The 23,345-nt window shown below is 65.3% G+C and carries 22 protein-coding genes and 1 pseudogene; 12 read left to right on the forward strand and 11 right to left on the reverse strand.

Annotation, left to right across the window (positions count from 1 at the left end; genetic code table 11):
- Positions 1–7: 7 nt before the first annotated feature.
- From JOF56_RS43815 to JOF56_RS43830, 4 genes are all read right to left on the reverse strand, one after another.
- Complete coding sequence (locus JOF56_RS43815; RefSeq protein ID WP_209645463.1) at positions 8–412, reverse strand: hypothetical protein; 405 nt, start codon at positions 410–412, stop codon at positions 8–10.
- Positions 409–759 carry a VOC family protein gene (locus JOF56_RS43820; protein WP_209645464.1) on the reverse strand — a complete coding sequence of 117 codons (351 nt, stop codon included), beginning with the start codon at positions 757–759 and terminating at the stop codon, positions 409–411. Before JOF56_RS43820 ends, JOF56_RS43815 begins: the two co-directional genes overlap by 4 nt.
- Positions 756–1,055 carry an ArsR/SmtB family transcription factor gene (locus tag JOF56_RS43825; RefSeq protein WP_209645465.1) on the reverse strand — a complete coding sequence of 100 codons (300 nt, stop codon included), beginning with the start codon at positions 1,053–1,055 and terminating at the stop codon, positions 756–758. The genes JOF56_RS43820 and JOF56_RS43825 overlap by 4 nt, the downstream gene beginning before the upstream one ends.
- 182 nt (positions 1,056–1,237) lie before the next feature.
- Positions 1,238–1,993, reverse strand: coding sequence for a LysR family substrate-binding domain-containing protein (locus JOF56_RS43830; protein ID WP_209645466.1), 756 nt, complete (start codon positions 1,991–1,993; stop codon positions 1,238–1,240).
- On the opposite strand from JOF56_RS43830, the gene JOF56_RS43835 reads away from it, so the two are divergent.
- Positions 1,986–2,528, forward strand: a complete 543-nt coding sequence (locus tag JOF56_RS43835; protein WP_209645467.1) for a Rossmann-fold NAD(P)-binding domain-containing protein — start codon at positions 1,986–1,988, stop codon at positions 2,526–2,528. The genes JOF56_RS43830 and JOF56_RS43835 overlap by 8 nt on opposite strands.
- Positions 2,529–2,610: 82 nt before the next feature.
- Here the strand turns inward: JOF56_RS43835 and JOF56_RS43840 are convergent, their stop codons facing one another.
- Together JOF56_RS43840 and JOF56_RS43845 are read right to left on the reverse strand one after the other, a co-directional pair.
- Positions 2,611–3,312 carry a pentapeptide repeat-containing protein gene (locus JOF56_RS43840; RefSeq protein WP_209645468.1) on the reverse strand — a complete coding sequence of 234 codons (702 nt, stop codon included), beginning with the start codon at positions 3,310–3,312 and terminating at the stop codon, positions 2,611–2,613.
- Positions 3,313–3,323: 11 nt separating this feature from the next.
- Complete coding sequence (locus tag JOF56_RS43845) at positions 3,324–11,861, reverse strand: golvesin C-terminal-like domain-containing protein (protein ID WP_209645469.1); 8,538 nt, start codon at positions 11,859–11,861, stop codon at positions 3,324–3,326.
- Positions 11,862–12,222: 361 nt separating this feature from the next.
- On the opposite strand from JOF56_RS43845, the gene JOF56_RS43850 reads away from it, so the two are divergent.
- A complete protein-coding gene (locus tag JOF56_RS43850; RefSeq protein WP_209645470.1) occupies positions 12,223–13,230 on the forward strand; it encodes a YncE family protein in 1,008 nt (335 codons plus the stop codon).
- A gap of 943 nt (positions 13,231–14,173) precedes the next feature.
- On the forward strand, positions 14,174–14,503 hold the full coding sequence (locus tag JOF56_RS43855) for a hypothetical protein (RefSeq protein WP_209645471.1): 330 nt from the start codon (positions 14,174–14,176) through the stop codon (positions 14,501–14,503).
- Positions 14,504–14,514: 11 nt separating this feature from the next.
- On the opposite strand, the gene JOF56_RS43860 is transcribed toward JOF56_RS43855, so the two are convergent.
- From JOF56_RS43860 to JOF56_RS43875, 4 genes are all read right to left on the reverse strand, one after another.
- Complete coding sequence (locus JOF56_RS43860) at positions 14,515–15,012, reverse strand: hypothetical protein (protein WP_209645472.1); 498 nt, start codon at positions 15,010–15,012, stop codon at positions 14,515–14,517.
- 140 nt (positions 15,013–15,152) lie between these two features.
- The gene (locus tag JOF56_RS43865) at positions 15,153–15,293 is read right to left on the reverse strand and encodes a hypothetical protein (protein ID WP_209645473.1); all 141 of its coding nucleotides are present in this window, start codon (positions 15,291–15,293) and stop codon (positions 15,153–15,155) included.
- A 98-nt stretch (positions 15,294–15,391) separates the two neighbouring features.
- Positions 15,392–16,141, reverse strand: a complete 750-nt coding sequence (locus tag JOF56_RS43870) for an SDR family oxidoreductase (RefSeq protein ID WP_209645474.1) — start codon at positions 16,139–16,141, stop codon at positions 15,392–15,394.
- The gene (locus JOF56_RS43875; protein ID WP_209645475.1) at positions 16,132–16,419 is read right to left on the reverse strand and encodes a hypothetical protein; all 288 of its coding nucleotides are present in this window, start codon (positions 16,417–16,419) and stop codon (positions 16,132–16,134) included. Before JOF56_RS43875 ends, JOF56_RS43870 begins: the two co-directional genes overlap by 10 nt.
- Positions 16,420–16,494: 75 nt before the next feature.
- Here JOF56_RS43875 and JOF56_RS43880 point away from each other — a divergent pair, with 75 nt between their 5' ends.
- From JOF56_RS43880 to JOF56_RS43905, 6 genes and pseudogenes are all read left to right on the forward strand, one after another.
- Positions 16,495–16,704 (forward strand): hypothetical protein, encoded by a 210-nt coding sequence (locus JOF56_RS43880; RefSeq protein WP_209649138.1) that lies wholly within the window; start codon positions 16,495–16,497, stop codon positions 16,702–16,704.
- On the forward strand, positions 16,697–17,704 hold the full coding sequence (locus tag JOF56_RS43885) for a zinc-dependent alcohol dehydrogenase (protein ID WP_209645476.1): 1,008 nt from the start codon (positions 16,697–16,699) through the stop codon (positions 17,702–17,704). The genes JOF56_RS43880 and JOF56_RS43885 overlap by 8 nt, the downstream gene beginning before the upstream one ends.
- Positions 17,694–18,791 carry an alcohol dehydrogenase catalytic domain-containing protein gene (locus tag JOF56_RS43890; RefSeq protein ID WP_209645477.1) on the forward strand — a complete coding sequence of 366 codons (1,098 nt, stop codon included), beginning with the start codon at positions 17,694–17,696 and terminating at the stop codon, positions 18,789–18,791. The genes JOF56_RS43885 and JOF56_RS43890 overlap by 11 nt, the downstream gene beginning before the upstream one ends.
- Complete coding sequence (locus JOF56_RS43895) at positions 18,788–19,189, forward strand: VOC family protein (RefSeq protein WP_209645478.1); 402 nt, start codon at positions 18,788–18,790, stop codon at positions 19,187–19,189. The genes JOF56_RS43890 and JOF56_RS43895 overlap by 4 nt, the downstream gene beginning before the upstream one ends.
- A complete protein-coding gene (locus JOF56_RS43900; protein WP_209645479.1) occupies positions 19,186–19,683 on the forward strand; it encodes a tautomerase family protein in 498 nt (165 codons plus the stop codon). The genes JOF56_RS43895 and JOF56_RS43900 overlap by 4 nt, the downstream gene beginning before the upstream one ends.
- 93 nt (positions 19,684–19,776) lie before the next feature.
- A pseudogene (locus tag JOF56_RS43905) lies at positions 19,777–20,157 on the forward strand (SDR family NAD(P)-dependent oxidoreductase); the annotation flags it as partial.
- Positions 20,158–20,491: 334 nt separating this feature from the next.
- On the opposite strand, the gene JOF56_RS43910 reads toward JOF56_RS43905, so the two are convergent.
- The gene (locus JOF56_RS43910) at positions 20,492–21,292 is read right to left on the reverse strand and encodes an alpha/beta fold hydrolase (protein ID WP_209645480.1); all 801 of its coding nucleotides are present in this window, start codon (positions 21,290–21,292) and stop codon (positions 20,492–20,494) included.
- 82 nt (positions 21,293–21,374) lie between these two features.
- On the opposite strand from JOF56_RS43910, the gene JOF56_RS43915 reads away from it, so the two are divergent.
- The 3 genes from JOF56_RS43915 to JOF56_RS43925 all read left to right on the forward strand — a co-directional run bounded on the left by JOF56_RS43915 (position 21,375) and on the right by JOF56_RS43925 (position 23,285).
- On the forward strand, positions 21,375–22,088 hold the full coding sequence (locus JOF56_RS43915) for a winged helix-turn-helix transcriptional regulator (protein ID WP_209645481.1): 714 nt from the start codon (positions 21,375–21,377) through the stop codon (positions 22,086–22,088).
- Complete coding sequence (locus JOF56_RS43920) at positions 22,085–22,999, forward strand: hypothetical protein (protein ID WP_209645482.1); 915 nt, start codon at positions 22,085–22,087, stop codon at positions 22,997–22,999. Before JOF56_RS43915 ends, JOF56_RS43920 begins: the two co-directional genes overlap by 4 nt.
- 94 nt (positions 23,000–23,093) lie before the next feature.
- Positions 23,094–23,285, forward strand: coding sequence for a hypothetical protein (locus JOF56_RS43925; RefSeq protein WP_209645483.1), 192 nt, complete (start codon positions 23,094–23,096; stop codon positions 23,283–23,285).
- Positions 23,286–23,345 lie beyond the last annotated feature (60 nt).

A 23,345-nucleotide genomic window follows, 5' to 3' on the forward strand; every position in this document is an offset into this window, starting at 1 on the left:
CCCGAGCTCAGGTCCTGTTCTCCTTGCGACGAACGAACTTCAGCCCTGACCAGTCGTCCCCGAGCGCGGCCACCTTCACATCGACGACCCCCAGTGGAAGGAAGATCTCGCGCAAGGTGTTCTCGGTGACATCGCTGACGTGACCGGCCGCGCGCCGGGGCCAGCCGATCCACAGCATGGCTTGATCAGCCAGACTGCGAACCAGTTCAGGCGCTTCTGCCGCGATGTCATTGGCAGCACGATAGAACGCCACCGTGATGTCGGCGTCGGCTGTGTCGCCGCGGACGATGGCGCAGGTGTCCGGGGCATCCGGGATCGCCCAATCGTCCGGCCCGTGGTGCAGGTGGACCTGGTGCCCCGGCTTGATCCCGATCTTCTTCGCCAGCGGCGTACCGGAATAGCCCGCGGTCATCGCTGGATCAAAGTCAGGATGTTGCCCGCCGGGTCCTTGACCTGGGCTTTGGTCACCCAGCCGTTGTCGGTCGGGGGCATGTGTACGGTGCCACCCAGTTCCGTTGCCTGGCTGACTGTCCGCTCGAGGTCATCGACCGCGATTCCCAGGGTGACAGCGGGCTGCGGGTCGCTCACGATCGACCCGGCCAGACCGCCGGGGGTTTGCACCAACGTGTAGCCGGGCCCTTTCGGATCGACCTGCCAGTTCAGCAGACCGCCGTAAAACCGTTGCAGCGCACCATCATCGGCGCCGCTGATGTCGAAGTGCACCACTGAGTTCGCTTGATGGACTGATCTGTCACTCATGGCGGGCTGCTCCTGTCACGGTTGATCGGAAAGGCACGGGACAGCAGATCGATGGTGTGCGCCAGCTGTTGCGGGCACGCCCGGTAGAGCCGATGGGTGCCATCGGCCCGCATCTCGACGAGGCCAGTCTTGCGCAACACCTTGAGGTGCTCCGACACACTGGCCGGAGCCAGGCCCAACCGCTCGGCCAACTCGCCCGCACCCCGTTCACGGTCCCAGGTCGCCATCAGGATGCGCCGACGATGACTGCTGGCGATGGCCCGCAACAGTTCGTCAAGTCCCGCTGGCTCGACCACACGACCAGGTTACTTCGGAAAAACCCGAAACAGCAACCCCCGGTGAGGACCCGGTGTTTCGGCACGGGGGTGTTGCCCAGCGATGTGGGCGAGTTCTTCCCGCACTTGGAAGAGCACATCATCATGCGCCGCACCCCGACCGGCTACACCCTTTCTACATCGGACCCTCCAAAGCCACCTGGTCAGCTGCCCAACGTGGCGGCGCTGTCGATGAGGGCCCGTACCACCGGTAGCTTCGCGTCCTTCGTCCGCCATGTGACCACTTCGGACAGGGTGAGGTGGAGATCGGCGACCGGACGCCACACCACCGAGCTCAGCGGAGCCACCAGGTCCGCCGTCCTGCTCGCCGGGAATGTGACCGCGTCGCCGATCGCCACCAGCGCCAGCAGTGCCTCCAGATCAGCCACTTCCGCAAGCCCACCCAGCGTGACCTCCTGGGAGCGCACCGCGGAAATGATGTCCGCGTGCAGCCCTGGCTGCGACTCGCCCGGCTCGAGGATCACCCGTTCTCCCTCGAGGTCCGCCAGCCGGACTTCCGGGCGGGCCGCGAGCCGGTGGTCGAGCGCGAGCAACAGCCCGAGGCGGTCGGTGGCCATCTCCATCGACGTCAGGGTCTCGTCGGCAGGGCGGCGCGAACCGTAGGCGAAAGAGATCGTCCCGTCGTGCAGAGCGGTCCACTGTTCGGTGCTGTTCATCGCGATCAGCTGGAGACCGACGTGGGGAGCACGTCTCCGGAACGCCGCCATGAGGGAGGCCAGCGCGCCGGTGAACGTTGCCCCTTGCTCGAACCCGATGACTACCGTGCCCAGACGGCCTTCGGCAATGTCCCTGGCTTCTTCGACGGCGGCCGAGACGTCCGCAAGAATGCCCCGGGCCTTCTCTGCGAAGACCTTTCCGGACGAGCCGTACCTCGGCGCGCTGGTGATGGGGTTGCGCAAGGATGCCCCCGCGAAGGTTTACCTCGGCTTCAGCGACCCGGCGGGTGCCGACTACGACCTGGGTGACCTCGACGGGCAGAAACGGTTGATGGCCGAGCGCATGGCGGCTGGCGGCTGGGTGATTCCGCAGCTCGTGGACCACATGATGGACGCCGACGACTTCCACTTCTACCGGCTGAGCCAGGTCCGCATGGACAGCTGGTCACAAGGGCGCGTCGTGCTGGTCGGTGACGCCGGTTACGCCGTCTCCCTGGGGACGGGGCAGGCCACCAGTGTCGCGATGCTCGGCGCGTACGTCCTGGCCGGCGAGCTCGCGACACATCGGGACGATCCGGCTGCCGGGGCGATCGCCTACGAGAACGAACTGCGCGACTATGCGACCCGCAATCAGAACACCGCGCTGGAATACGATTCGAAGCCGGGACCACCGTCCGGCGGCGAACCATCGGAGGCCGGCTCGGACGGCCTTCCTGACTTCGGCAGCCTGACCCTGCCGTTCCACCTCAAGGACTACTCAGTCTTGGTCCGGCCATGACGGCACCTTCGAACAGACCCGGTACGCAGCAACCCGGCCGCCTGCCCATCCACCAGCCGATCACCGGGTTACGAGACGGCCCTCAGGGTGCCGACAACAGCGCCGTCAGCCGGTCCGCCGCAGCACCGAGGAACTCCCTGTTGACGAAGAGGTCCCGCTGCCCCCCTTCCACATTCGAGCCCAGGACACCCAGCTTGATCAAAGCGTCCTGCCGGAGATCCTCCTCAGACCACGCCGCGACGTACTCGACCGCCCGCTCCAGCACGTCACCAGCATTGCGCACGATCAGATACTCCGAACCTTCGGGCAACCGCTGCAGATCCAGATCGATCCCACCCCGGAAAGATGTGTCCTCCAGCCGCGCACCCGAGAAATCGTTGCCACGATACTCATTCCGGTCACGACCAAGGTTCCTGGTGGTCGCCGTAGGCCTGGCGGAAAAGATCGCCTTACGGATCCGCCCAGTGAACGTACAGTCCACGAACTGCGCTGTGTGACAGAAGAAGTTGCGGATCTTCACATCCCGAAAGGAACAGTTCACAAACGTCGCGCGACCGGGCGACAGATCCTTCATCGTGCACCGGTCGAACACACATTCCACGAATGTGCTCGTCTCGTAGCCTGCACCGAGGCTGCCGCTGGTGAACTTCGACCGACTGAAGTCGCAACGCGTCAGCGTGCTACCGTTCACGACTCCCGCGTACTTCAAGTCGCGCCCGGAGAAATCAGCATCATCAAGCTCAACAGCATCCAGTATCAGGCGATCCGCGGGAACATCAGTCATCGAGCCTCCTGTCACCGGGTGCCACCACCTTTGACACCGGGGATTCCCGGCATTTTACCCGGGCTCTTGTAGAGCACATACGTGGCCTTGCTGTACTGGCCCTTCTTCTCAATGTGCGCCTTGTACGCGGCCTTGCTGGTCAACTCGACCTTCTTGTTCTCCTCGGTATCCAAGAAGTCTGGACCGTTGCTGGCGTTGTACTCGAAGCGTACGCCATGTGTGTCGCGGAGTTCTTCGAACACGGCTCGGTGAATAGCCGTGCCGAGTTGCCCGCGAGCATACTTGTAATAACCGGCTGCCACATTCTTCTCGTACAGTGCCCGCTCGGTCTCGGAAAGCTGGTCGAGCACATCCTCGAAGCCCTTGCCACCGTTCAGCACGCGTTCGGTCGCCTCACGCACCAGCCGGGTCGACTCGTCCTCCTCGGTCTGTCCCTCCGGCAGTTCGACGCTGACCAGTTCGAGGACGGTCGACTGGAGCATGATGTGCTCGTTGGCCTTCAAGCAGTCGGCCGCGCCCACACGCTCGCAGAACCGCGCCGCCACTTCGTGCTCCGCCCAGGCCCGCACGTGGTGGTCGGCGGGCAGGCTGGTGTCGGCGAGCGTCTTGGGAACCCACGGCTTCTTGGCACCGACGTCGGCGACGGCCTTGTCGTACTCCTCACGCCAGTTCTTCTCCCGGCGTGCCTGTTCGATGTCCTTCTCGGCTTGTGCCTGTTGCTCGGGTGACTGCTCCGCGCAGGCGGCGCCGGAGTATCCGCATTCGTACTCGTACGGATCAATGTGACCGTCCAACTCAATGCGGTTGACGGGGTTGCCGTGCGCGAACGCGTATCGGTTGCCAGTCCACGGATCGGTGACCAGGCCGAGGTCGGCCAGAGCGCCGTTGTAGTTGTCGCGGCTGAGGAAGCTGTTGCGGCCAGGGCTGTAGTTGCGGAAGCCCATGTCGTAGTCGCCGGTGGAGCTGTCCCAGCGTTTGCCGTTGTAGCGATACGGGTTGTACGCCTCTTTTGTAGGGTTCTGTGGCTCCGGCTTGTCGATCCCGGTGAAGCTCTCGGTGTCGTTGTTGCCGTACGCCGTGTAGCCGTACGTCGCTTTGGTCGCACCTTGGGCGTTGGTCAGGGTTTCGACATCGGTGTGCGCGTTGTAGCCGTAGTAGCCGCTCTCCTTGGTGCCGTCCTGCTTGTGGGTGACCTGCGACAGACGTTCACCGGTCGGGCTGTACTGGTAGGACTTGTCGAGCCGGCCCTCCAGTTCCTCCGTCAGTACCTCGTTGGACAGGCCGAGGTACGCGAAGCTGGTCTCCTTGTCGCCCTCGGTACGTGTGACGGTCCGATCCATCGGGTCGTAGGCGTACCTGGTCGTGATCCGCTCGTTGGCAGTCCCCGGCTTGAGCTTCTGTTGCTCGGCAACGCGGTCGAAGCCGTCGTAGCGGTACTTCTCCGAGACCTTCCCCGCCGAGGTCACCTTGTCCAGGCGGCCGAACGGGTCGTAGGCGTGGACGCTGGTGGTCTGGTCGGTCTTGGATGTGACCAGGCGGTTGCGGTCATAGGTGAACGTGGTGTTCTTGCCTTCGAGGGTTTGGTTCACCACGTTGTTGTTCGCGTCGTGCGCATATGACTCGGTTTCGAGCACCTTGCCGCCGGGCTCAGCCTTCGTGACCGACCTGACGCGCTCGCGCGGGTCGTAGACGTACGTGTGCACGAAGTCGAGATAGGCCGAGTTGTTGTCGGCGTTCATGGTCTTCGAGGCATCGCGGACACGTTGGCCGTTGGCGTCGTAGGCCAGCGTGTGTTCGCTGACCACGATGTCACCCGTCTTCTTCTCCACGCTGGAGCGGCGCAGTTGGTCGAGACCGTAGGTGTACGTGACGACGTTGCCGTTGGCCTTGGTCTCGACGTGCTTCTGCCCGCGTGGCGTGTAGGTGTACGACGTCGCCTGCGGTGTGCCGCCAGTGTCTGTGCTCGTGACCTTCGCAATCAGGTCGCGTACGTCGTAGTCGTACGTCGAGCTCTGGGCATCGTGGGTTTGTGTCTTGGGATTGCCGTTCGGGTCGTACGTGTAGGCGGTGGTCTTCTTGACCACGCCGCCGAGCTTCTCCTCGATCTTCGCCAGCTGGTTCAGCCCGGTGTAGCCGACGGCATAACTGTCCACTTTGGCGCCAGGGCTGCCGTCGGTCATCTGCACGAGGTTGTCGTTCGGGTCGTAGACGTAACCGAACTTCTTCTGCTCGTTGTCCACCTCGCCGGACGCGTCCCGGACGAGCTTGATCGCGTCGGCCACGACTGTGCCGTCGGCGTTGTCGGTCAACGTCACCGCGCGGATCTGGTCTTCGGTGTACGCGTACTCGCCGAGACTCACCCACTGTCCAGGCTGGACAGTCTGGTCCACTGTCTTCGTGGTACTTGCGCCGTCGTGCTGGATGGTGTAGGACGCGTTGGTGGCGGTGGCAGTGCGGTTGTAGCGGACGAAAAGCTCGTACGTCCCGCTACGCGGAACATCGATGTTCCAGGTCGCGGTTTCGGTGCCAGTGCCCGCGTTGTGGTGCCGGTAGTCGAAGCCCTCGTGATCCTGGCCGGTGCCGGCCGTCGCCCAGGTTCCGGTGAACACCGCCGCAGGATCGGAGTTGTCCACCACAAGCGTGTCCCTACCGACCGGCACGCCATCGTCCGACCTGGACTTCAGTTTGCCGTCCGGGTAGTACTCCCACCCGATCGCCCGGGTGGCCGAACCACCGGCGGCGGCAACGATCCGCTCCTTCTGACCACCCAGTTCGTCGTACTTGTAGGACGTGGTGATGTTCCACGGATCGGTACTCGTGCGGGCCCAGCCGTTGTCGAAGTAGCCGACGCGGGTGATGTTGCGGATCGTCTGACCCTGTGATGGCGGAGTGCTGACCTCCGTGAGGTTGCCGACCTCGTCGTAGGCGTATGTGGTCTTGTCCGGTGCCTTGACGCGTTCGTCGTCCTTGTCGAAGGGTGTCAGTTCCTCCACGACACGGTTGAGTTTGTCGTAAACAGTCACCTGGGCGAAGTCGTCCGGGTCGTCGGCTGTCTCCACACCACGCGGACTGATGATTCTGGTGTTGTTGCCAGCCTCGTCGTACTCGTAACGGGTCTTGCTGTAGAGGACGTTGCCCTGGCTGTCCTTCTCCCGGGGAACGGACAGTTCTTCGAGCGCGCTCCGGGCGTCGAGTCTGGCGAAGCTGGTGTTGTTCTCCTCGTCGGTCGACTCGATCGTGTTTCCGTCACGGTCGTACTTCTGGCTCGCGGTGTTGCCCAGCGCGTCGGTCGACGTCCTGACCTGATGTCTCAGGTCGTAGGTGAATTTGGTGCTGAAGTCGTTCGGATCCGCGGTGGCGTTCTTGATCGGGTCGACAACCGAGACGAGGTTGCCGACGTTGTCGTAGGTGTAGGAGGTCCTGTTGCGGTTGGCGTCGACCGTGGCGCTGACCCGGTTGAGCGAGTCGTACTCGTTGGTCGTCGTGTAGTCGTCGGGCAGTGGGGTAAGGGTGCCCTTGGGGTCGGTCTGACGGGTCAGGTTGCCGACGTTGTCGTAGACGAACGAGGTGACCTTCACCGGATCCTGTGGACTGTCTTTCGGGGCGCTGGTCGATGTGACCTGGTCGGTCTCGTTGTATGTCGCGGTGCTGACCGCGTTGTTCGCCGAGATGGTCTTGATGACGTTGTCGTTGGCGTCGTACTCGGGGCCGGGGGTGAAGATGTGCTGACCGGCGTCAGCATCCAGCGGCACCTTCGAGGTGAGTGGCCTGCCGTAGACGTCGTAGGTGTATTCCGTGACCTTCTTGCGCGCGTCGACAGTCCTCAGCACGTTGCCGAGTGCGTCGTACTGGATCAGAGAGTCGTGACCGTACGCGTCGGTGGTCTTGCGCGGGTAGCCGGTGCCGTCGTAGTCGCCGTAGGTTGTGGGGTTCTCGTTCGCGTCGGTCGCTCTGATCAGCTGACCGAAATCGTCATACGTGTAAGTGCTGGTGTAGTCCCATTCGGCCGGCGTGGACGTGCCCTTGGGATCGGTGACCGCGACAAGGTTTCCCCGGACGTCGTAGGTGAACAGCCATTTGCGGCCCTCGGGGCTGATCTTCTCGACCGGTTGCGCGACATGGCCGTCCAGACCGCTGGTGTAGGCAAGTCTCGTCGGAGGGGTGTTCGCGGCATTGGCTTCCGCGTCGCGGATCTCCGTCGGATAGCCGGTCTTCGGGTCGTAGACCCATGTGGTGACTGCCTGGCCGCCGTCCTCGGCCATCCGCCGGACGTTGTTGTCGGCGTCCCACGTCAGCTCGGTGCGTTCGTTCTTGGCGTTCGCCAGCACTGTGGGCCGGCCGAATCCGTCGATGCGGACGGTCGAAGAATGCTGGTTGGCGTCCGTGACAACGGATTCGATGTCCGACCCACGGTCGCCGTCCGGGTCCAGGTAGTCGAAGCCGGTGTTCTTCTGCCGGCGATCGGTCAGCGCGCTGACTTTCCACTTGCGCGCCGTGTCGCCGTGGTAGGCCAGTCCTGTGGAGTTGCCTCGGGGGTCACTGACGGACACCAGCTTGGTGTTCTTGTCCAGCAGGGTGTCGTTGTAGAAGAAGGTGAAGACCTTCTTCTTGTCGGTTCCCGCCCCGTCGGTGATCTCCTGCAGCAACCCACGGTCGCTGTAGACGAGCTCGAGCCGCCGGCCTGACAGGTCCACAATGGCCTTGAGCTGGTTGGTGATCTTGCCGTTGGTCAGGTTCGAACCGGTGGTCTTCCGGTTGCCGGTGAAGTAGTCGTAGGACTGGTCGCCGCGCTGGTAGTACTCCAGTTCCAGCGTCCGCCTGCCGGTGGCGTCCGTGATGTACTTAAGGATCCCGCTGTTGCGGCCGGTAATGCCAGATCGTTCGTAGGTGAAGGTGAGTTCGTTGCCGTTCTTGTCGACAGTCGCGGTCTGGTAGCCGTCGGCGTCGAAGAGGAACTGCGTGCGGTCGGGACGGGTCATGACCCAGGTCCGGGTCTTGTCGTCACCGCCCGCCCGGCGCAGATACAGATGCACACCGGCCGGCTTGTCGTAGTCCCAGAGCCGCGGATCGTTGCTGTCGTGCTTGTTCAGCTCGAAGGTGTGTGTCGTGCCGTCCCCGTCGACCAACTGGATCTTGCCCGGGTGTCCCGGGCCGGACCTGTCGGTGTCCCGGAATTCCAGTGGCGTGCCGACCCGCATGACCGTCGAGGTGGACAGCGACCAGCCGTAACCGATGTACGAGTTGGACGTGTCCTGGCTGTTGTAGGTCATTCGTAGGAACGACGAAGGACCACGACCAGGGATGGCGAGCGCGTTGTAGCCGTATACCGCGTTGCCGGAGTACTGGTTGACGACCACACTCGAGCCGGCACCAGCGCTGTTGCCCGCGTACTGGTAGAACTTCTCCAGTCCCAGCTGGTTCGAGGTGGGGTCCTCGACGGTGACGTTCTGTGCCAGCGGCGGTACCTTTGTGGTCTGCGACAACCACTTCCCTGTGGTTTTGTTACGCAGGTCCCATTTCAAGACGAACGATTCACGCTTGTTGCCCTGGTCGGTGCGTATGGGTGTCTTCACCCGTGCGGACAGGGTTGCCACGTCGTCCGGTGGCAGGTCCCGCGGCAGCGGGGTGTCGAGTCGGTTGCCGGAGTTGGTGTAATCCGTGCCGTCCGCCAGTTCCCAGTGGTACGACAACACCCAGTCCCTTGTGGACAAATCGAGGCCGGTGGTGTTGGTGACGGTGACCGGGACCGTGTACTCGTCACCGGGGATCATCCGGTTCGGTGTGGTGGGGGCGTAGTAAGTGGATTCAGCGGTCTGCTCGGTGTAGACGACCACCAGTCGTGGCCGCAGCTCCGGCTCAGCCGCCTCGCTGGACAGAAACAGTGTCCGCTCCGCCGGGCTGGTTTCGCCTGCCAGTTTGACCAGCGCGCCGCGGTTCGTCGTGGGATCGTTCACCCAGCGTTGTGCCAGATCGCGGGCCTTCCAGATCTGCCACTTCGGATCGTTGGTGACACCGGTGACTGTGCTCGAGACGGCCGGGTCGAAGTCACCACCCGGTGTCGTCCATGCGGTCGAGCCACTTGCCCGGTTCCACGTTCCGGTGGTTTCGTCGAACGTTTTACTCAGCCCGTGCAGTTCATAGACGGCCTTGCCGACCGCACTGTCGGAAATGGATGTGAAGCCCCACATGCTGATCTCGGCGTCGACCACCCGTGCACCAACTGGGACACCGGCAAGGTTGCCGAACCGCACGACCGGCCGTGACGTGCCGAAGGTGCCGCTGCTGTTGCCCGCCATCAGCCATGGCTCTCCGGTCAACGCGTCATGGCCGGCGTCAGGCTGTTTGGCCGTGAGCGTCGTGTCGGTGGCGTCCCCTTGCACGATCTTCACCACACGGCCGGCCTTGGGCAGGCGTACCAGCTGGGTCTGGGACGGGATCAGTGAACCGTCCCGGGTTTTGACCGCGACGACGTAGTAGAAGGCGTTTCCGAACGGCTGCGGGTCGTCGGCCGCGGTCGGCTCGGCTGTGCTGTCGGTATAGCTGGTCGCGCCCGGCTTGACCGGCGAAACCAACGTGGCCGCCGAGGGAGTGAACCGCTGGTAGATGCTGCGGTGCACCTGGTACTCGACGATGTCGTCGCCCGCGTACGGGGTCCACGTCAGGTCCGCGCCGGTGGCCCGGATCGTGGTCGGAGCCGCCAGGCCCGCACCGGGTTTGCCATAGGTCAGCAGCAGTTTCGGGGTGTGTGCGGTCTCGCCGTTGTAGGCGTACTCGGCCGCCTCGTAGCGAGGTCCTCCCCTGCCAAGGGTTTCGTCGACCGCCTTGAGCAGGAACCCGTTGTTCGGCTGCGTGCCGGCCAGCCAGTCCTGCACGGTGCTGCGGACACTGAAGCTGTGCCAGACGTTGGCCTTGTTGGCCTTCTTGACCTGGACACCCGGCTTGGTCAACCGCACCGCGTCCGCGACCACGGCCTTGTTCGACACGTCACCCAGCACGATCTTGTGCGCGGTCCCGGCGTTGAAGGACCACGTTCCCAAGGGTTTCCATGCGCCGTTGGTTTGGTTCACGTTCACTGTTTGCTGACCGCCGGCGTGGTGCACGGTGTACGGCGCGTTGGTCGCGCGGTCCGCACCGGCGACGTAGTGCACCTCTGCCTGGTACTCCCCCGGCTCGGTCAACCGCGGTACCCAGGTGAAACTCTCGCCCGTCGCGGCGTTGCGGTTGACCCGGTAGCTGTGGTTGACCGCTTGGTCGGCGTCACCGGTGTCGGTGACCGGCCATTGCCCGTTGACGGCGGTCTTGCCTGTGTCGGCGTTGTCGACGAGTTCCTGGTTTTGCCCCACCTCGGCGAATCCGTTGTTGACCGAGTTCCATGTCGCGGTTGCTTCAGTCCACGGCACCGTCACGCGGCGCGCTTCGATCGCGACATCGTTGGCGCCGGTGGTGTGATCCTGGTCGTAGTACACCTGCAGTTGGGCGGAATCCAATTGGGTTCCGGCCGGAATGCCGGCCAGGTCGAACTTCAGCAGGCTGCGTGCGCTGCCCGCGCCGGTGGTACCGACCGACAACCGCCACGTCCCGTCGTGATTGCGGTCCGGTTCGTCGGAGGTGACCATCACGTCCTGCGCCTGCGTGGCGGTCGGCTGGATCTTGATGGTCGGATCGATCACCACTGGGTACTTGCGTTCCGGCGCTCGCAACCACGCCATGTCCGCGGCGACCGTGACGGTGAACCGGTTGCCGTCCGGCTTGATCGTCTGGGTGACTTTGCCGCTCCACGCCTTGCCGTACGGTGAGTTCGCGTCATCCCGGGCATCGATCATGAACGGCTTCGGCATCACGAACACCGGGCCGCCCTCGCCATCCGGTCGCAGGAACGCGATCGATCCGTCTTCGCGCTGCCGCGCCTGCACACCCGCGAGATCGAGCGTGAACGTGTACGTCGCGTCCGCAGGGGCCTTGTCCAGAACGATCTTTTCCTTCAACGCGTCCGGCGTCACCTGGTAGGTGACATCCGCCTCGCCGAACACGTTCAGGAAGTGGACAGAGTCGCCATGGGCGCTCGGTTCGGCCACTGTGGACTTCCCAGCGGCACCCAACCGGACCTCACGTCCGCCAAGCCGGAACATCGCCAGCCGGTCGGTAGCGGCGCCGAACATGCTCGTGAACATGTTGCGCTCGTTGACGTACGCGTACCCCGTGCCGGTGGCCGCCTTGCTGATCCGGGTGTCGATCTCCTGCCATTGGCCCTGCGCGTCGCGATAGTGCACCGGTCGCGGGGACACCTCCATCTGCCTACGCCCGTCGGCCAGCGCGAACTCTTTGACTGTGGCCGTTCGCCGATCCACCTGCTCCGGCCCGCGCTTGACCTCATCGGGCAGCGCGGACCCGGCCGGCGGCACCTCGACCCGGGGAATCGCGTCTTCCGGTGCAGGCGGGGTGGGAACAACCTTCGGCTGCGCGACAGCAGCGCCAGCCGATGCCGCGGACAGCGCCTGCGCCATCGCCATTCCCGGCTGCACGACGCTGGCAACAAGCGAAATGATCAACGCACAGGAAATAAACGCACGAGACCTATTCATGATCGTCAAAGCCCCCCTTTGACCGGCGCACACGACGCCCTATGAGCACGACGCTACAACCGGCGTAACACCGTTCCTATCCTCCGTTCAGCCGATTCCCCACCGCCAACGAGCGGTCCAAGTGAGAAATCGAGACAAAGCCACTCGCTAAAAATTCGCTAAACGACAATGCCATGACCAGCACATATCCACAGTATGGGACACCGCCGTCCCCTGAATGGCGGTGTCTGACTCTTCCGCGATCCCGATACGTTGCGGCGCTGCGACATCACTGCGATGCCGGTATACCAGAAGGGGGTTCTGGGGGATGAACACGTTCCGAAGAATCATGTCCGTAGCCGTCGTCACCATCCTCGCCTCGGCGGCCCCAACGGCGTACGCGGTCTCGGACAATTCACTGGGACTGCCCAGCTATGCCGATATGATCACCGACGACGTACACAAACAGGTCTTCGTCACCGGCGGGAAAACCGTCAACGGCGTCGTGGTCACCGACTTCAGCACCCGCGTCAAAAAGACGATCAACAACCAATTCGGGGCGTCCGGCCTCGCCCTGTCCGTTGATGCGAGGACCGTCTACGTCGCTCTCGCGTCCGGCGACGCGATCTCGGCCATCGACACTGTCACGCTCACCGAAACCGCCCGCTACCGCACCGGAGCCCAAACCTGCCCGGCCCACCTGGCCCGCACCGAGAACACGATCTGGTTCGGCTACGGCTGCGATGACACCTGGAACGGCGGCATCGGCAAACTCGATCTCGCCGCGACCCCACCCACGGTCAGCCTCGACCAGCACGGCAACACCCTGTACCAGAAGGCTCCCCTGCTCACCGCGACGCCCGACAGCGACGGGCCGCTCGTCGCCGGACAGGCAGAGTTGAGCCCCGGCAACATCCACGTGTACACCGTCACGGCAGGCAAACTCGAATCCGGCGCCGCCGGAGCCGTTGTCGGCAGCGACCTCACCGACCTCACGCTGTCCCCCGACGGCGCCACCCTCTACACCGCATCCGGCTCCCGCGACGGAATCGAAGCCTTCAACACCACCGACCTCTCCCGCGCCGGCGGCTACCACACCGGCAGCTACCCCAACTCCGTCGCCGCATCCACCAACAGCACGCACATCGCCACAGGAGTACGCAACCCACGCGACGACGCCTACACCTACAAAACCGGTGGCGCCAATCCCAGTAGGACACTCGACATCACCGACACCGGCGTACTCGCCTCTCGCGGACTCACCTGGGCCGAAGGCACCAAACGCCTCTTCGCCATCACCCGTCCCGCCAACGCAACCACGCCGACACTGCACCTGATCACATCACCCACAGCGTGACTGGGACTGCACAGGTTTCGGCTCCATAGGCTGGCTCGGGCAACCGAATTTGTTGCGCGGCAACGCCAGCACCTCGTGAGTACATTGGGTGCCAGGGCAGCCAAAGTACTCACGAGGTGTGATCTGACGAAACGCTCAGCCTGCGCAGGTGAAACTCAGTGCCATCCGGCCGTACGGCGTCCACCCACGTCTCAAGGAATTCGGCCGAGAATTGCGCGTGAGTCTGGTCCACGACCGCACGTGTACCCTTACCGTCTCCGATATAGGCGTTTGCAGTGTACTCGACGTCCAACAAATAGGTCTGCTTCAAGAATTCGAACGGCTTCTGCGCCGGCTTTCCCTTATTTTGGAATACCTCCGTGACAGTCATACCCTCAGACAGAAACCTATCCTTGGCAGCGTCAAGTGCCGCGGTGAGCGCACGTGCACGGTCATCAATGGTCCATTCCGGGCGTGGACATGGCGGTGGCGGCGTCGATGGCGAAACGGGCTGCGGCGTCTGGCCATCCCCCGCGCCAGCGACCGACTCCACGAAACACGACGGCGGCGCCCCGGCACTTGAGGAGGCGGCCGGTAGAACCGGGGCCTGCGGTGTGCGGCTCAACCCGGCGAGCACCATCGCACCAGAGACGGCGCCGACCACGCTGAGCGCAACAACTCCGGCTACCGTGCCACGCTGCCAGATGTAGCGGCGACGAAGCGTCCGCAGTAACGGGGCCGTATCCGTGCCTCGGGCAGGCCCAGCGGCCACCACCCTGGTCAGCAGGGCGCGAGCCTCCTCGTGCTCGGTTGACGTGGTCAGTTCCTCACACATGATGCCCTTCCAAGAGTCCGTGCTGATCGGTGATCATCCTTCTGAGTGCGGCCAATCCATTGTCGGACTCAACGTCGGCTTGGTCAGGGTCGCCGGACAGGTAGTTGATCGCGCACCGGTGCGAGCATCATGGGCAAGCGGATATTCGACCTCGGCGAGCAGTCATGGGCGAACCGCCTGTATGCCATCCACCTTGGACGTGTCAGCACCCAGGCGTCAGGAGTTCGGACGGCCCTCCGTACTCGTACAGCCGCGGTGTTCGCGCCGCAGCCCAGTGCTGAGGATCGGGCCACCGACCACGTGGTGGTGTCGGAGCGGCTGACCGCTCAGCCGGTCAGCCGGCTCGACGGATTCAACGCCGGCAGTGTCTCGGTGGACTACTCGGCCTACCGCGTGAAAGTCCAGGCCAGAACCGGTAACCGAGTTTTCGGCCAGCACAGGTTTATCGCCTCCCGCTGATCCGGCGCCGCTCAACTCCGCCGACGCGAACACAACACGGCAATCGTGGCGATTGCGCCCACCGTGATCAGCAGACCGCCCACGGTGTTGGACCACCGCATCCACTCCGGCCCGACATGGGACAGCGCGGGAGCCGTGTCACGGCTGGTCGCCCAGTCGGTGACCAGCGAGCGGACCTGCATGAAGACACCGACGGCCGCGTACGGCGCGGCGAGGGCCACAATCCCGATCGCGGCGGCCTTCGAGCGGCGCACGACGACCGGGAGCAACACCAGCAACAAGACACCGGTCAACAAGAAGACGTACAGCAACGCTGTGTACAGATCTCTGGTCAGGGCCTCACCAATCTCCTGACCAGAGATGTGCTTGGCACGCACCGAAACCAGCACCTCGTCCCAATGAGCCAGGACGTAGCGGAACACCATGGCCTGCAACGCCAATCCCGCGCCCCACGCGAGGATCGCCGTCACGACGACCCGCGTACGGTAAGTAGAGCCTGTGTCGATCATGAAACCCTCCCCCGACACAGACGCGACGGAAGTCGTGAGATTGCCAGACGAGCGGCTTGATGGAACGATTTCGACTCGCTGATCAGTGGCTCAGTCGGCAGCTACCGGTGACTGATCTTCGGAGGCCTGCCTCTCTGCTCTCAGGCGAGCCAGTGAAGCGGGCTCATCCGGGTGATCTCGGCCGGCTTCGGATCACGGGCCAGCACATGGTTCTCGCTGAACGGCCACTCCTTGCTGCCGAGCTCCTTCTGCAGCGATGACTTTTCGAGCGGTACAGCCACCAACCAGGTGGGCTCGCGACGACGCCTACAGATTCGGTAGCCCCGCCAACCAGCGACTACGCTCCCGCTGCGCCACGACGCGGCGCCATCGCGGCCCGCTAACGTCGTTGAGCCGCCAGCCACTCGTCGAAGGTCGTGGGGGCTATCTCGGCGTCGGCCGCGGGCAGCAGGACGTCGCCAGCCGTGGTCTCGTCGAAGATGCCGCCGTGCCAGGTCGGCACGAGCCGGATGCTCCTGCCCTGCACAGCGAGCGTGCGGCGAGCCATGTCGATCAGGTCCTGCGGCTCGGGTCCGGCGATGTCACGGTGCCAGCCCTGCGGCGCCCCCACGACGACCCGGGCAAGGATATCGGCGACGTCGGCCGGGGCGATCGGCTGCATCAGCAGCGGCGGCAACTGCGCGACCCCGTCGTGTTCGACCCACCCCGCCACCATCCCGGGGAAGTCGTAGAACTGCGTCGCGGGGACGATGGTGTACGGGATCGGCCCGGCCTCGACGGCATCCTCCTGGGCGCGCTTGCCCGCGTGATGGGCGTTGCCAGCCACAGTGCGCACCCGGGCGATGGACAGCACGACATGATGGCCGACCCCGGCGCGCTGTTCGGCGGCGAGCAGGTTGGCGGTGGCGGTGGTGAAGAAGCCGACGGCCTCCGCCTCGGTCGCAGCCTCGATGCTGGTGGTGTCGACGACCGCGCCCACCCCGGCCAGAGCCTCGTCGAGTCCGGTGCCGGCGACGACGTCCACGCCGTGAGTCCGACTGATGGGCACGACGTCGTGGCCATCGCGCTGCAAGGCGGCGACGGTCAAGGATCCGATCCGCCCACTGGCCCCAACCACAGCTACTCGCATACCGGCAACTCCTTGCACAGTGCGGACACCAGAGGTCCATTCTGGCAACGGCCAGCCTGGCCGACCACACCTACACACCGCCGCCCCACCCGCATACGCCGCCTGCCCCTGGCAGGTAAGCACCCGCCCTCAGCCGTGCCGGGCCACGATCCGGCCGACCCCTCCACCAGATCCTGCGCAAGCTCCGTCTGCTGGTACGCCCGAGTTTTCGACCGGGACAGGCGGATCATGTCGGCCGCGCCGGCGACCAGTTGCTCCCGTGCGGACTGCTCGGTCATCCACGCTCCCTTGGCTATAACGCTCGTTATAGGCTACCGTCGTCCCGGGTTATAACGATCGTTATAGGAGGCGTCATGCCGCTGATCGAGTTGACGACGCCGTCCGGTGCGCTGGCGAACACGACGGAGGTACTGCCCATGGGAGCGCAGGTCACGGCCGAGGCCGACGCGCTAAGGGCGTGGGTGCTGGTCCACGAGCAGGCCGAGGGCACCTGGGGCGCCGATGGGCAGATCATCCGGTACGCGGACCTGGTGGCGCTGGCCAAGGGCGCGGCGAATGCGTGAACTCACCTATGTCGCCCGGCGGAGTGTCGAGTGGCGCGAGGTGCCCGACCCGGTCGTCGGCGCGGACCGCCAGGCGGTCGTGGCGCCCGTGGCAGCGACCCCGTGCGACGTCGACTCCGCGATCCTGGCCGGGCACGGTCCCGTCCCGCCACCGTTCGCCATCGGCCACGAATGCGTCGCGCGGGTGGTCGACGTCGGCGACGCGGTCACCCACGTCTCCCCCGGCGACCTGGTGGTCGTGCCGTGGGCGATCTCGTGCGGCGACTGCGATCGATGCCGGTCCGGGCTGCCGACGCACTGCACATCGGTGCCACACATGGCGATGTTCGGCGCACCCATCGGCGGCGCGTGGGGCGGCCTGTTCTCCGACCTGGTCCGCATCCCGTGGGCCGACGCGATGCTGGTGCCACTGCCCGCCGGACTCGACCCGGTCGCGATGGCGTCGGCCAGCGACAACTGGCCACTCGCGTGGCGGCTGGTCGCGCCGCACCTGCAGGCCCGGCCCGGCGCCCGGGTGCTGGTCATCGCCCGCGGCAGCATCGGCCTCTACGTCTGCGACATCGCCCGCGCACTCGGCGCCTCCGACGTGCTCTATGTCGACCCCGACCCAGCGCACCGCGCGATCGCCGAAACCTACGGCGCCCGCACCGCCGAGGCCATCGAACCGGTCCACCACGGCTTCGACCTCGCCGTCGAGTCCACCGGCCGCGTCGACCAGCTCACTGTCGCGCTGCGATCCCTGGTGCCAGAAGGGTTCTGCGAGAGTGCCGGCAACCACTTCCGGCCCGGCGAACTGCCGCTGCTGGAGATGTACCTGACCGGGGTCACGATGCGCATCGCCCGCGACAACGCACGTGCCCACCTCCCCGACGCACTCGACCTCGCCGCGTCCGGCACCGTGACCCCGGAACGGGTGGTCTCCGACGTGTTCGACTGGGAGCAACTGCCCGAGGCCCTGCCGGAACGGCACCTCAAGCCGGTGTTCATCCGTGATACGTGAGCTGCGGTTCGTGCGCAGCGGGCGGCTCGCGTGGCACGAGCGCCCGGCCCCGTCGCTCGAGAAACCGACCGACGCACTGGTCCGGCCGTTCATCGCGGGCCGCTGCGACGGCGACACCCTGCCCATCCACCGTCCGGTGTCCCGCGCCCTGCAGGCGGGGATGGCGCTGAGGCTGGTCGACCGGGTCGTCGGCAGCATCTGCGGCAGCGTGCCGTTCCGCGGCCCGTTCGCCATCGGGCACGAATGTGTCGCCGAGATCGTCGCACTCGGCCCCGCGGTATGCGGTCTCCACAGTGGACAGCGGGTCGTCGTGCCGTGGGCCGTCTCGTGCGGCACCTGCCCGCCCTGCCGCCGTGGCTTGACCGCCAAGTGCGCGGGCGCGAACGGAACCCTGGCCGCGTACGGGTTCGGTCCCGCGTGCGGACCGTGGGGCGGCATGGTCACGGACGTGTTCCGCGTCCCGCACGCCGACCACATGCTCGTCCCCGTGCCGCCCGGCGTCCCGGCCGAACGTGCGGCCGCGGCGAGCGACAACCTCGCCGACGCGTGGCGTGCCGTCGTCCCCGGCCTGGTAGCACGCCCCGGCGGCAGAGTGCTGGTGCTCGGCGGTGGCGCGAAGAGCATCGGCTTGTACGCCGCCGGACTCGCCGCCGCCCATGGCGGCACCACCGACTATCTCGACGACGACCCCGGGCGGTGCACGATCGCCGAATCCCTTGGCGCACAACCCATCCGTCACCCGCGCGACAGCTATGACGTGGTGGTCGAGGCAGCCTCCCGCCCAGCCGGACTTCGCCTCGCCCTCCGCTCAGTGGCACCCGGCGGCGAGTGCACCGCCGTCGGGTACTACCTGTCCACCGGCACTCGTCTGCCCCTGATGCGCATGTACGCCACCGACGCCACCCTCCGTGTCGGCGTCTCCCATAGCCGCGCCGTCCTACCGGAATTGCTCGATTTCCTCGCCCGCACCGGCTTCCCCGCAGAATGCGTCACCACCCTCACCGCCGACTGGGACGACGCACCCGTCGCCTACCAGGCCAAGACCACCAAGCTCGTCCTGCGACGCCCGCCTCTGGAGACCGCGTGATCACCCTCCACCACACCCACCTGATGGCGACCGACATCGACGCCACCATTGCCTTCTGGCGCGATGCCTTCGACGCGGAGGTCATGTACGACACCGAGTTCGCCGGCGCCCGCAACGTCTTCCTCCGCATCGGCACCGGACGCATCCACCTCTACGACCAACCACCGAAAACCGTCGGCCAGGGCACCGTCCACCACGTCGGCATCCAGACCGACGAACTCGAACACCTCGTCCAACGCCTGACAGCGCTCGGCGTGTCCGTCACCGACATCCGCCGCCATCCCACCGCCGACTACGCCATGGCACAGGGCCCCGACCAACTCCTCATCGAGATCTTCCAACCCAACCCCGACACCGTCCCGCCCCAACTCCACAACTATTTCGAAGGAAACGCATGACCGTCATCACCGTCAACACCACCACAGGCCGGCTGAGCCTCGAACAACGCCGCACACTGGCCGAAACGCTCACCGACGCGGTTCTCGTACCCGAAGTCGGCCACCACGAACCAGCCGCGCGCCCCGGGTTCCAGGTGCACTTCGTCGAACGCCAACCCGACATGATGGCCATCGGCGGCCGCCTGCTCGCCGACATCGGCCAACCCGACGTCATGGTCGTCGACGTAGCGGTCATGGACGCCGACTGGCGACAGGACGTCCGCACCGAGGTCATCGAACGGATCCTCGCCGCGCTGGCCCACGCCTGCGGGCTCGACAGGCCCGCACCAGCATGGTGGGTCAACTTCCGGACCATCGACGAAGGCAGCTGGGGAGCCGGCGGCGGCGTCCTCTCCATCCTCTCGCTCCTTGACACCGGTGTCTTCACCGAGGAGAAGACCAACGCGATCCGCGCCGTCCTTTCGCCACGCCAGCGCCAAGAGCCCGTCGGGTGACGGCGACTTCAACCCAGCCGCGAGATACGCGATCCTCAACGAAGCCCAGGTCATGATGTACGGGCCACGCGACGAGGCCGAACTCACCGTCGTCTGGCAGCCATCCGGGCCACTGCCGGGACAGGCGCCATCGTCAACAACTCGTCCGTCGGCAGCTTGATGGGCAACCCCGAGCTACCTGCCTACGGCGCGATGAAGCGGGCGGTCAACAGCCTCACCGAGTCGGCCGCTGTCACGTACGGCCCGGAAGGCATCCGCGTCAACGCCATCGCACCCAGCCACACGACGACCGAGATGATCCGTACCTGGGAAGAGAATTCGCCCGGTCTGCGGGAGCGACTCACAGCGCACACGCCGCTAGGCCGCGCAGCCGACCCAGAGGAGATCGCGCAGGCCGCCGCCTGGCTGCTCAGCGACCGCTCCTCCTACGTGACCGGCACAATCCTACGGGTCGACGGCGGCGCCCGGACCTAGGTCCACTGTAGACTGACTGAAGGGTCAAGTCCGGCAGGTACGTCGGCGACCGAATGCTCGAAATGGTGCGCGTTTTCGCTCAGCCGCGGCACAACCGGCCGACAAGCGGCCTCGGCACGTCTCTCTGACCGTGATCGTGTTGACTTCCGTGGCGTTGGCGCTCGCTCCTCAAGCGATGTCGGCGGTGCCCTCGCCCTAGATTTTCGCCGACGCGATGCGCTCCTCGCGCAGCTCGTAGAATCCCGCGATGGAGAAGGCATCACACCGGCGGCATCCACTTCGGACATACCCGCAGTGTGACAGCCCTCGACAGGTCGCGGGATCACCGGATCGGTCATCGGGTGAAGAACTCCGCCAGGACAGCCGCGAACACCGACGGGTCGGCGACGTGCGACTGTCCCTCGATGATTCGACGCTCGGCGTTGGGCAGAGCCGCGGTGATGGCATCCGCCGCGGCGTCGAAAAAGCCGGGTTGCAGACCCTGCATGTGTTGGTCGGCGACGCCTCCCGTCGCCACAAGGGCGGGTTGCGTGACACGAGCCAGCCGGGTGATCGGCGGGAGTCCGTCACCGAGGCAGGCCGCGTCATAGGCGAGGGTGGGAGCCAGGACTCTCAGCCCAGGCCCGAACGGCGAGTCACGTGCGGCGGCCACATCCTGCTCGGACGAGCCGGCCAGCCGCATGAACAGCGCGACCGCGTCCCAATGCCGACCCTCGGCCAGTGCGACCGTCACGTGGTCGACGTAGGTCGACCAGTGCTTGGCCATCGCCGCGTCGCTCATGTACGGCACCTCGTACACCGCGATCCTGTCGATCGCCAAGCCGGCGGCTGCGGCTTCCAGCGCCAGCGCGCCACCAGAGGAGGCGCCGAACACGTGCGCCGAACCACCGGCGGCGGCGATCAGCGCCTGGATGTCGTCGATCTCGCGCGCCACGGCGTAGGGAGCGGTGTCGCCGCTGCCGCCGCGACCTCGGCGTGCGTAGTTGTACACGGTGAAGTGTCGCGCCAGCTCCGCGGCGATCGCCGCGTTCTCCGAGCCGTCGTCGAGGCCGCCACCGACCAGGACTACCGCCGGCCCTGTTCCGCTGCGGTCGTAAGCGATCATCGTGCCGTCGTTCGATCTCACCTGTGCCATCGAGCCTCCTACCCCAGTACCAGTCACTCCTACATTAGGAGTGAACACTACGAAAGAGCAAGCAGTCCGATAGGATGGCCTGATGCGTGGCTATGACGATCCGTGCGGCATCGCCCGAGCGCTGGGCCTCATCGGGGAGCGCTGGGCACTGCTGGTGGTACGCGAACTGGTCCTCGGTCCGAAACGGTTCAGCGATCTGCGCCGCGGACTGCCGGGTATCAGCGAAAACGTTCTGTCACAACGCCTGCGCGAGTTGGAACACGCGAACCTCGTGCGCAGGCGCAGGTTCGCACCAAGCAGCACCTCGGCCTACGAACTGACCGACCGCGGTCGTGAACTTGAGCCCGTGCTGATGGCATTGCGCCGATGGGGCGAGCATGCCCCCCTCAGCGACACCACCAGACCGGACCTCGGCGTCGACGCCCTGATCCTCGCCTTGACGGGCAGGTTCACCGGCAACGACGCGACCCCCCACGACGCGGTCGTCCATCTGCGCCTCGACGACGACCACTTCCGGCTGACGATCAAGAACAGGCAACTGCAGGCCAAACGCGCCGAGGTCGACGACGCCGACACCACCATCACCACGACCACCACAACTCTGCAGTCACTCGTGTTCGCCGAACGCACAGTCGCCGACGCCGAACGGTCAGGCGACATGACCATCACCGGCGACCGCGACACCGCCGAACACCTGCTGCATTCTTCCCAGCACAACAGCAAAGCACCTCCGGCACCAAGCACAACGGAGCCGTCACGTGACCCGGCAAGGCCCAACGGGGGAGGTGACCGGTGAAGACGCACTGGCTGAGGCCTGTTTTTGTCCCTGCGGTCGCGTTGGTGTCGTTCACCGTGCTCAACGAGTTGATCGGTTGGCTGCTGAACTCCGGTGACACCTCCGGCAGGGCGAAGACGCCGGGGTTCGTGCTGTGGACGGCACTGGTGGCCGCATCTCTTGTGCTGTACGGGTTCCTGTTCACCCGAACGCTGCCGCTGGCGGTTCGCTGGCGACATGTGGCTGGTGTCCGGATCTGGTGGCCTCTTGTTGTCTATGTGGTTTTCGTCGCGGCGCTCGTGGTGTTCCTATGGGTACGCAGCAGCGGGTTCCAGCGGTTGTCGCCGACAACCGTCGGGCCGGTGTCACGTGCGATTGTGCTCATTGGTGCTGCGGCCGTGGCACCGGCCGTACTGGCGTTGTGGCTCGTGCACTGGCGGGTGCGGCGCATCGGCGAACTACTTGGCGGTAAGGCCCAAACGGAACGAACCAAGGCGAAAGACATCCTCGACGAACTGATGAAATCCCGCCACGACATGGGTGTGTGCCTGACGGTATTGGTACTGATCGTGACCTCGGCGGTGGTCAACGCCGGCGCTCAGCAGCGGGCATTCGTGACATCTGGCACCAGCCAGGAGCTTTTCCAGCCACAGGCGATCCTGCTGTACGGGGCGCTGTTCACTGTCGCGACGATGTTGCTCTATGTGCCGATATTCGTCGCATGGCGCACGACCTGCCACCGATTCGTCGACGACGTGTACCCGCCTCCTGAGGATGCACGACCAACCGACGAGTGGCTGAGCGGACGGACCCGGCTCACCTCGTACCTCGGTGCTGACAGCACCGTGACGAAGAACCTCAGCGCGGCTTTCGGGATTCTCACGCCGCTTGCCATAAGCGTGCTCGCCGTGGTCATTCCCGGCCTCAAGTGAACACATCGAATGCCCGCTCATCGAGCACCCTTCAAACTCTCCCAGGGGACGTCCTCCACTCAGAATGAGCATGCGCCATCGGAGGAAGCAGTACATGACGTCTGTCAACGTCGTCCTTTACTGGAGTGCCGACCAGTCCAGCCCTGGCCCGGTCAGGGTCTCAGACGTGCGTGCCGCCACCGGGTTGCGCCGAACCAGGCCCGTCACTCCCCGCGACCGAACCGATGGGACACTCTTTCCGCGGCACCTGATCATGCGCAACGGCGGTTGGAAGTGGGTCCTGTGACGCTTGATCCGCACGCAGTAGCGCAGCGATGCCCTACCATCACGCGGACTGGTGCTTCGC

Origin of the sequence: Kibdelosporangium banguiense (genome assembly GCF_017876405.1) — a bacterium.
Taxonomy (GTDB): Bacteria; Actinomycetota; Actinomycetes; order Mycobacteriales; family Pseudonocardiaceae; genus Kibdelosporangium; species Kibdelosporangium banguiense.

What these genes read in the sequence shown, in the direction of transcription:
- JOF56_RS43860 (WP_209645472.1), bottom strand. Translation starts at nt 15,012, where the DNA reads ATGATCGACACAGGCTCTACTTACCGTACGCGGGTCGTCGTGACGGCG.
- JOF56_RS43855 (WP_209645471.1), top strand. Translation starts at nt 14,174, where the DNA reads ATGGGCAAGCGGATATTCGACCTCGGCGAGCAGTCATGGGCGAACCGC.
- JOF56_RS43910 (WP_209645480.1), bottom strand. Translation starts at nt 21,292, where the DNA reads ATGGCACAGGTGAGATCGAACGACGGCACGATGATCGCTTACGACCGC.
- JOF56_RS43880 (WP_209649138.1), top strand. Translation starts at nt 16,495, where the DNA reads ATGCCGCTGATCGAGTTGACGACGCCGTCCGGTGCGCTGGCGAACACG.
- JOF56_RS43870 (WP_209645474.1), bottom strand. Translation starts at nt 16,141, where the DNA reads ATGCGAGTAGCTGTGGTTGGGGCCAGTGGGCGGATCGGATCCTTGACC.
- JOF56_RS43815 (WP_209645463.1), bottom strand. Translation starts at nt 412, where the DNA reads ATGACCGCGGGCTATTCCGGTACGCCGCTGGCGAAGAAGATCGGGATC.
- JOF56_RS43885 (WP_209645476.1), top strand. Translation starts at nt 16,697, where the DNA reads ATGCGTGAACTCACCTATGTCGCCCGGCGGAGTGTCGAGTGGCGCGAG.
- JOF56_RS43850 (WP_209645470.1), top strand. Translation starts at nt 12,223, where the DNA reads ATGTCCGTAGCCGTCGTCACCATCCTCGCCTCGGCGGCCCCAACGGCG.
- JOF56_RS43840 (WP_209645468.1), bottom strand. Translation starts at nt 3,312, where the DNA reads ATGACTGATGTTCCCGCGGATCGCCTGATACTGGATGCTGTTGAGCTT.
- JOF56_RS43925 (WP_209645483.1), top strand. Translation starts at nt 23,094, where the DNA reads ATGACGTCTGTCAACGTCGTCCTTTACTGGAGTGCCGACCAGTCCAGC.
- JOF56_RS43820 (WP_209645464.1), bottom strand. Translation starts at nt 759, where the DNA reads ATGAGTGACAGATCAGTCCATCAAGCGAACTCAGTGGTGCACTTCGAC.
- JOF56_RS43875 (WP_209645475.1), bottom strand. Translation starts at nt 16,419, where the DNA reads ATGACCGAGCAGTCCGCACGGGAGCAACTGGTCGCCGGCGCGGCCGAC.
- JOF56_RS43915 (WP_209645481.1), top strand. Translation starts at nt 21,375, where the DNA reads ATGCGTGGCTATGACGATCCGTGCGGCATCGCCCGAGCGCTGGGCCTC.
- JOF56_RS43900 (WP_209645479.1), top strand. Translation starts at nt 19,186, where the DNA reads ATGACCGTCATCACCGTCAACACCACCACAGGCCGGCTGAGCCTCGAA.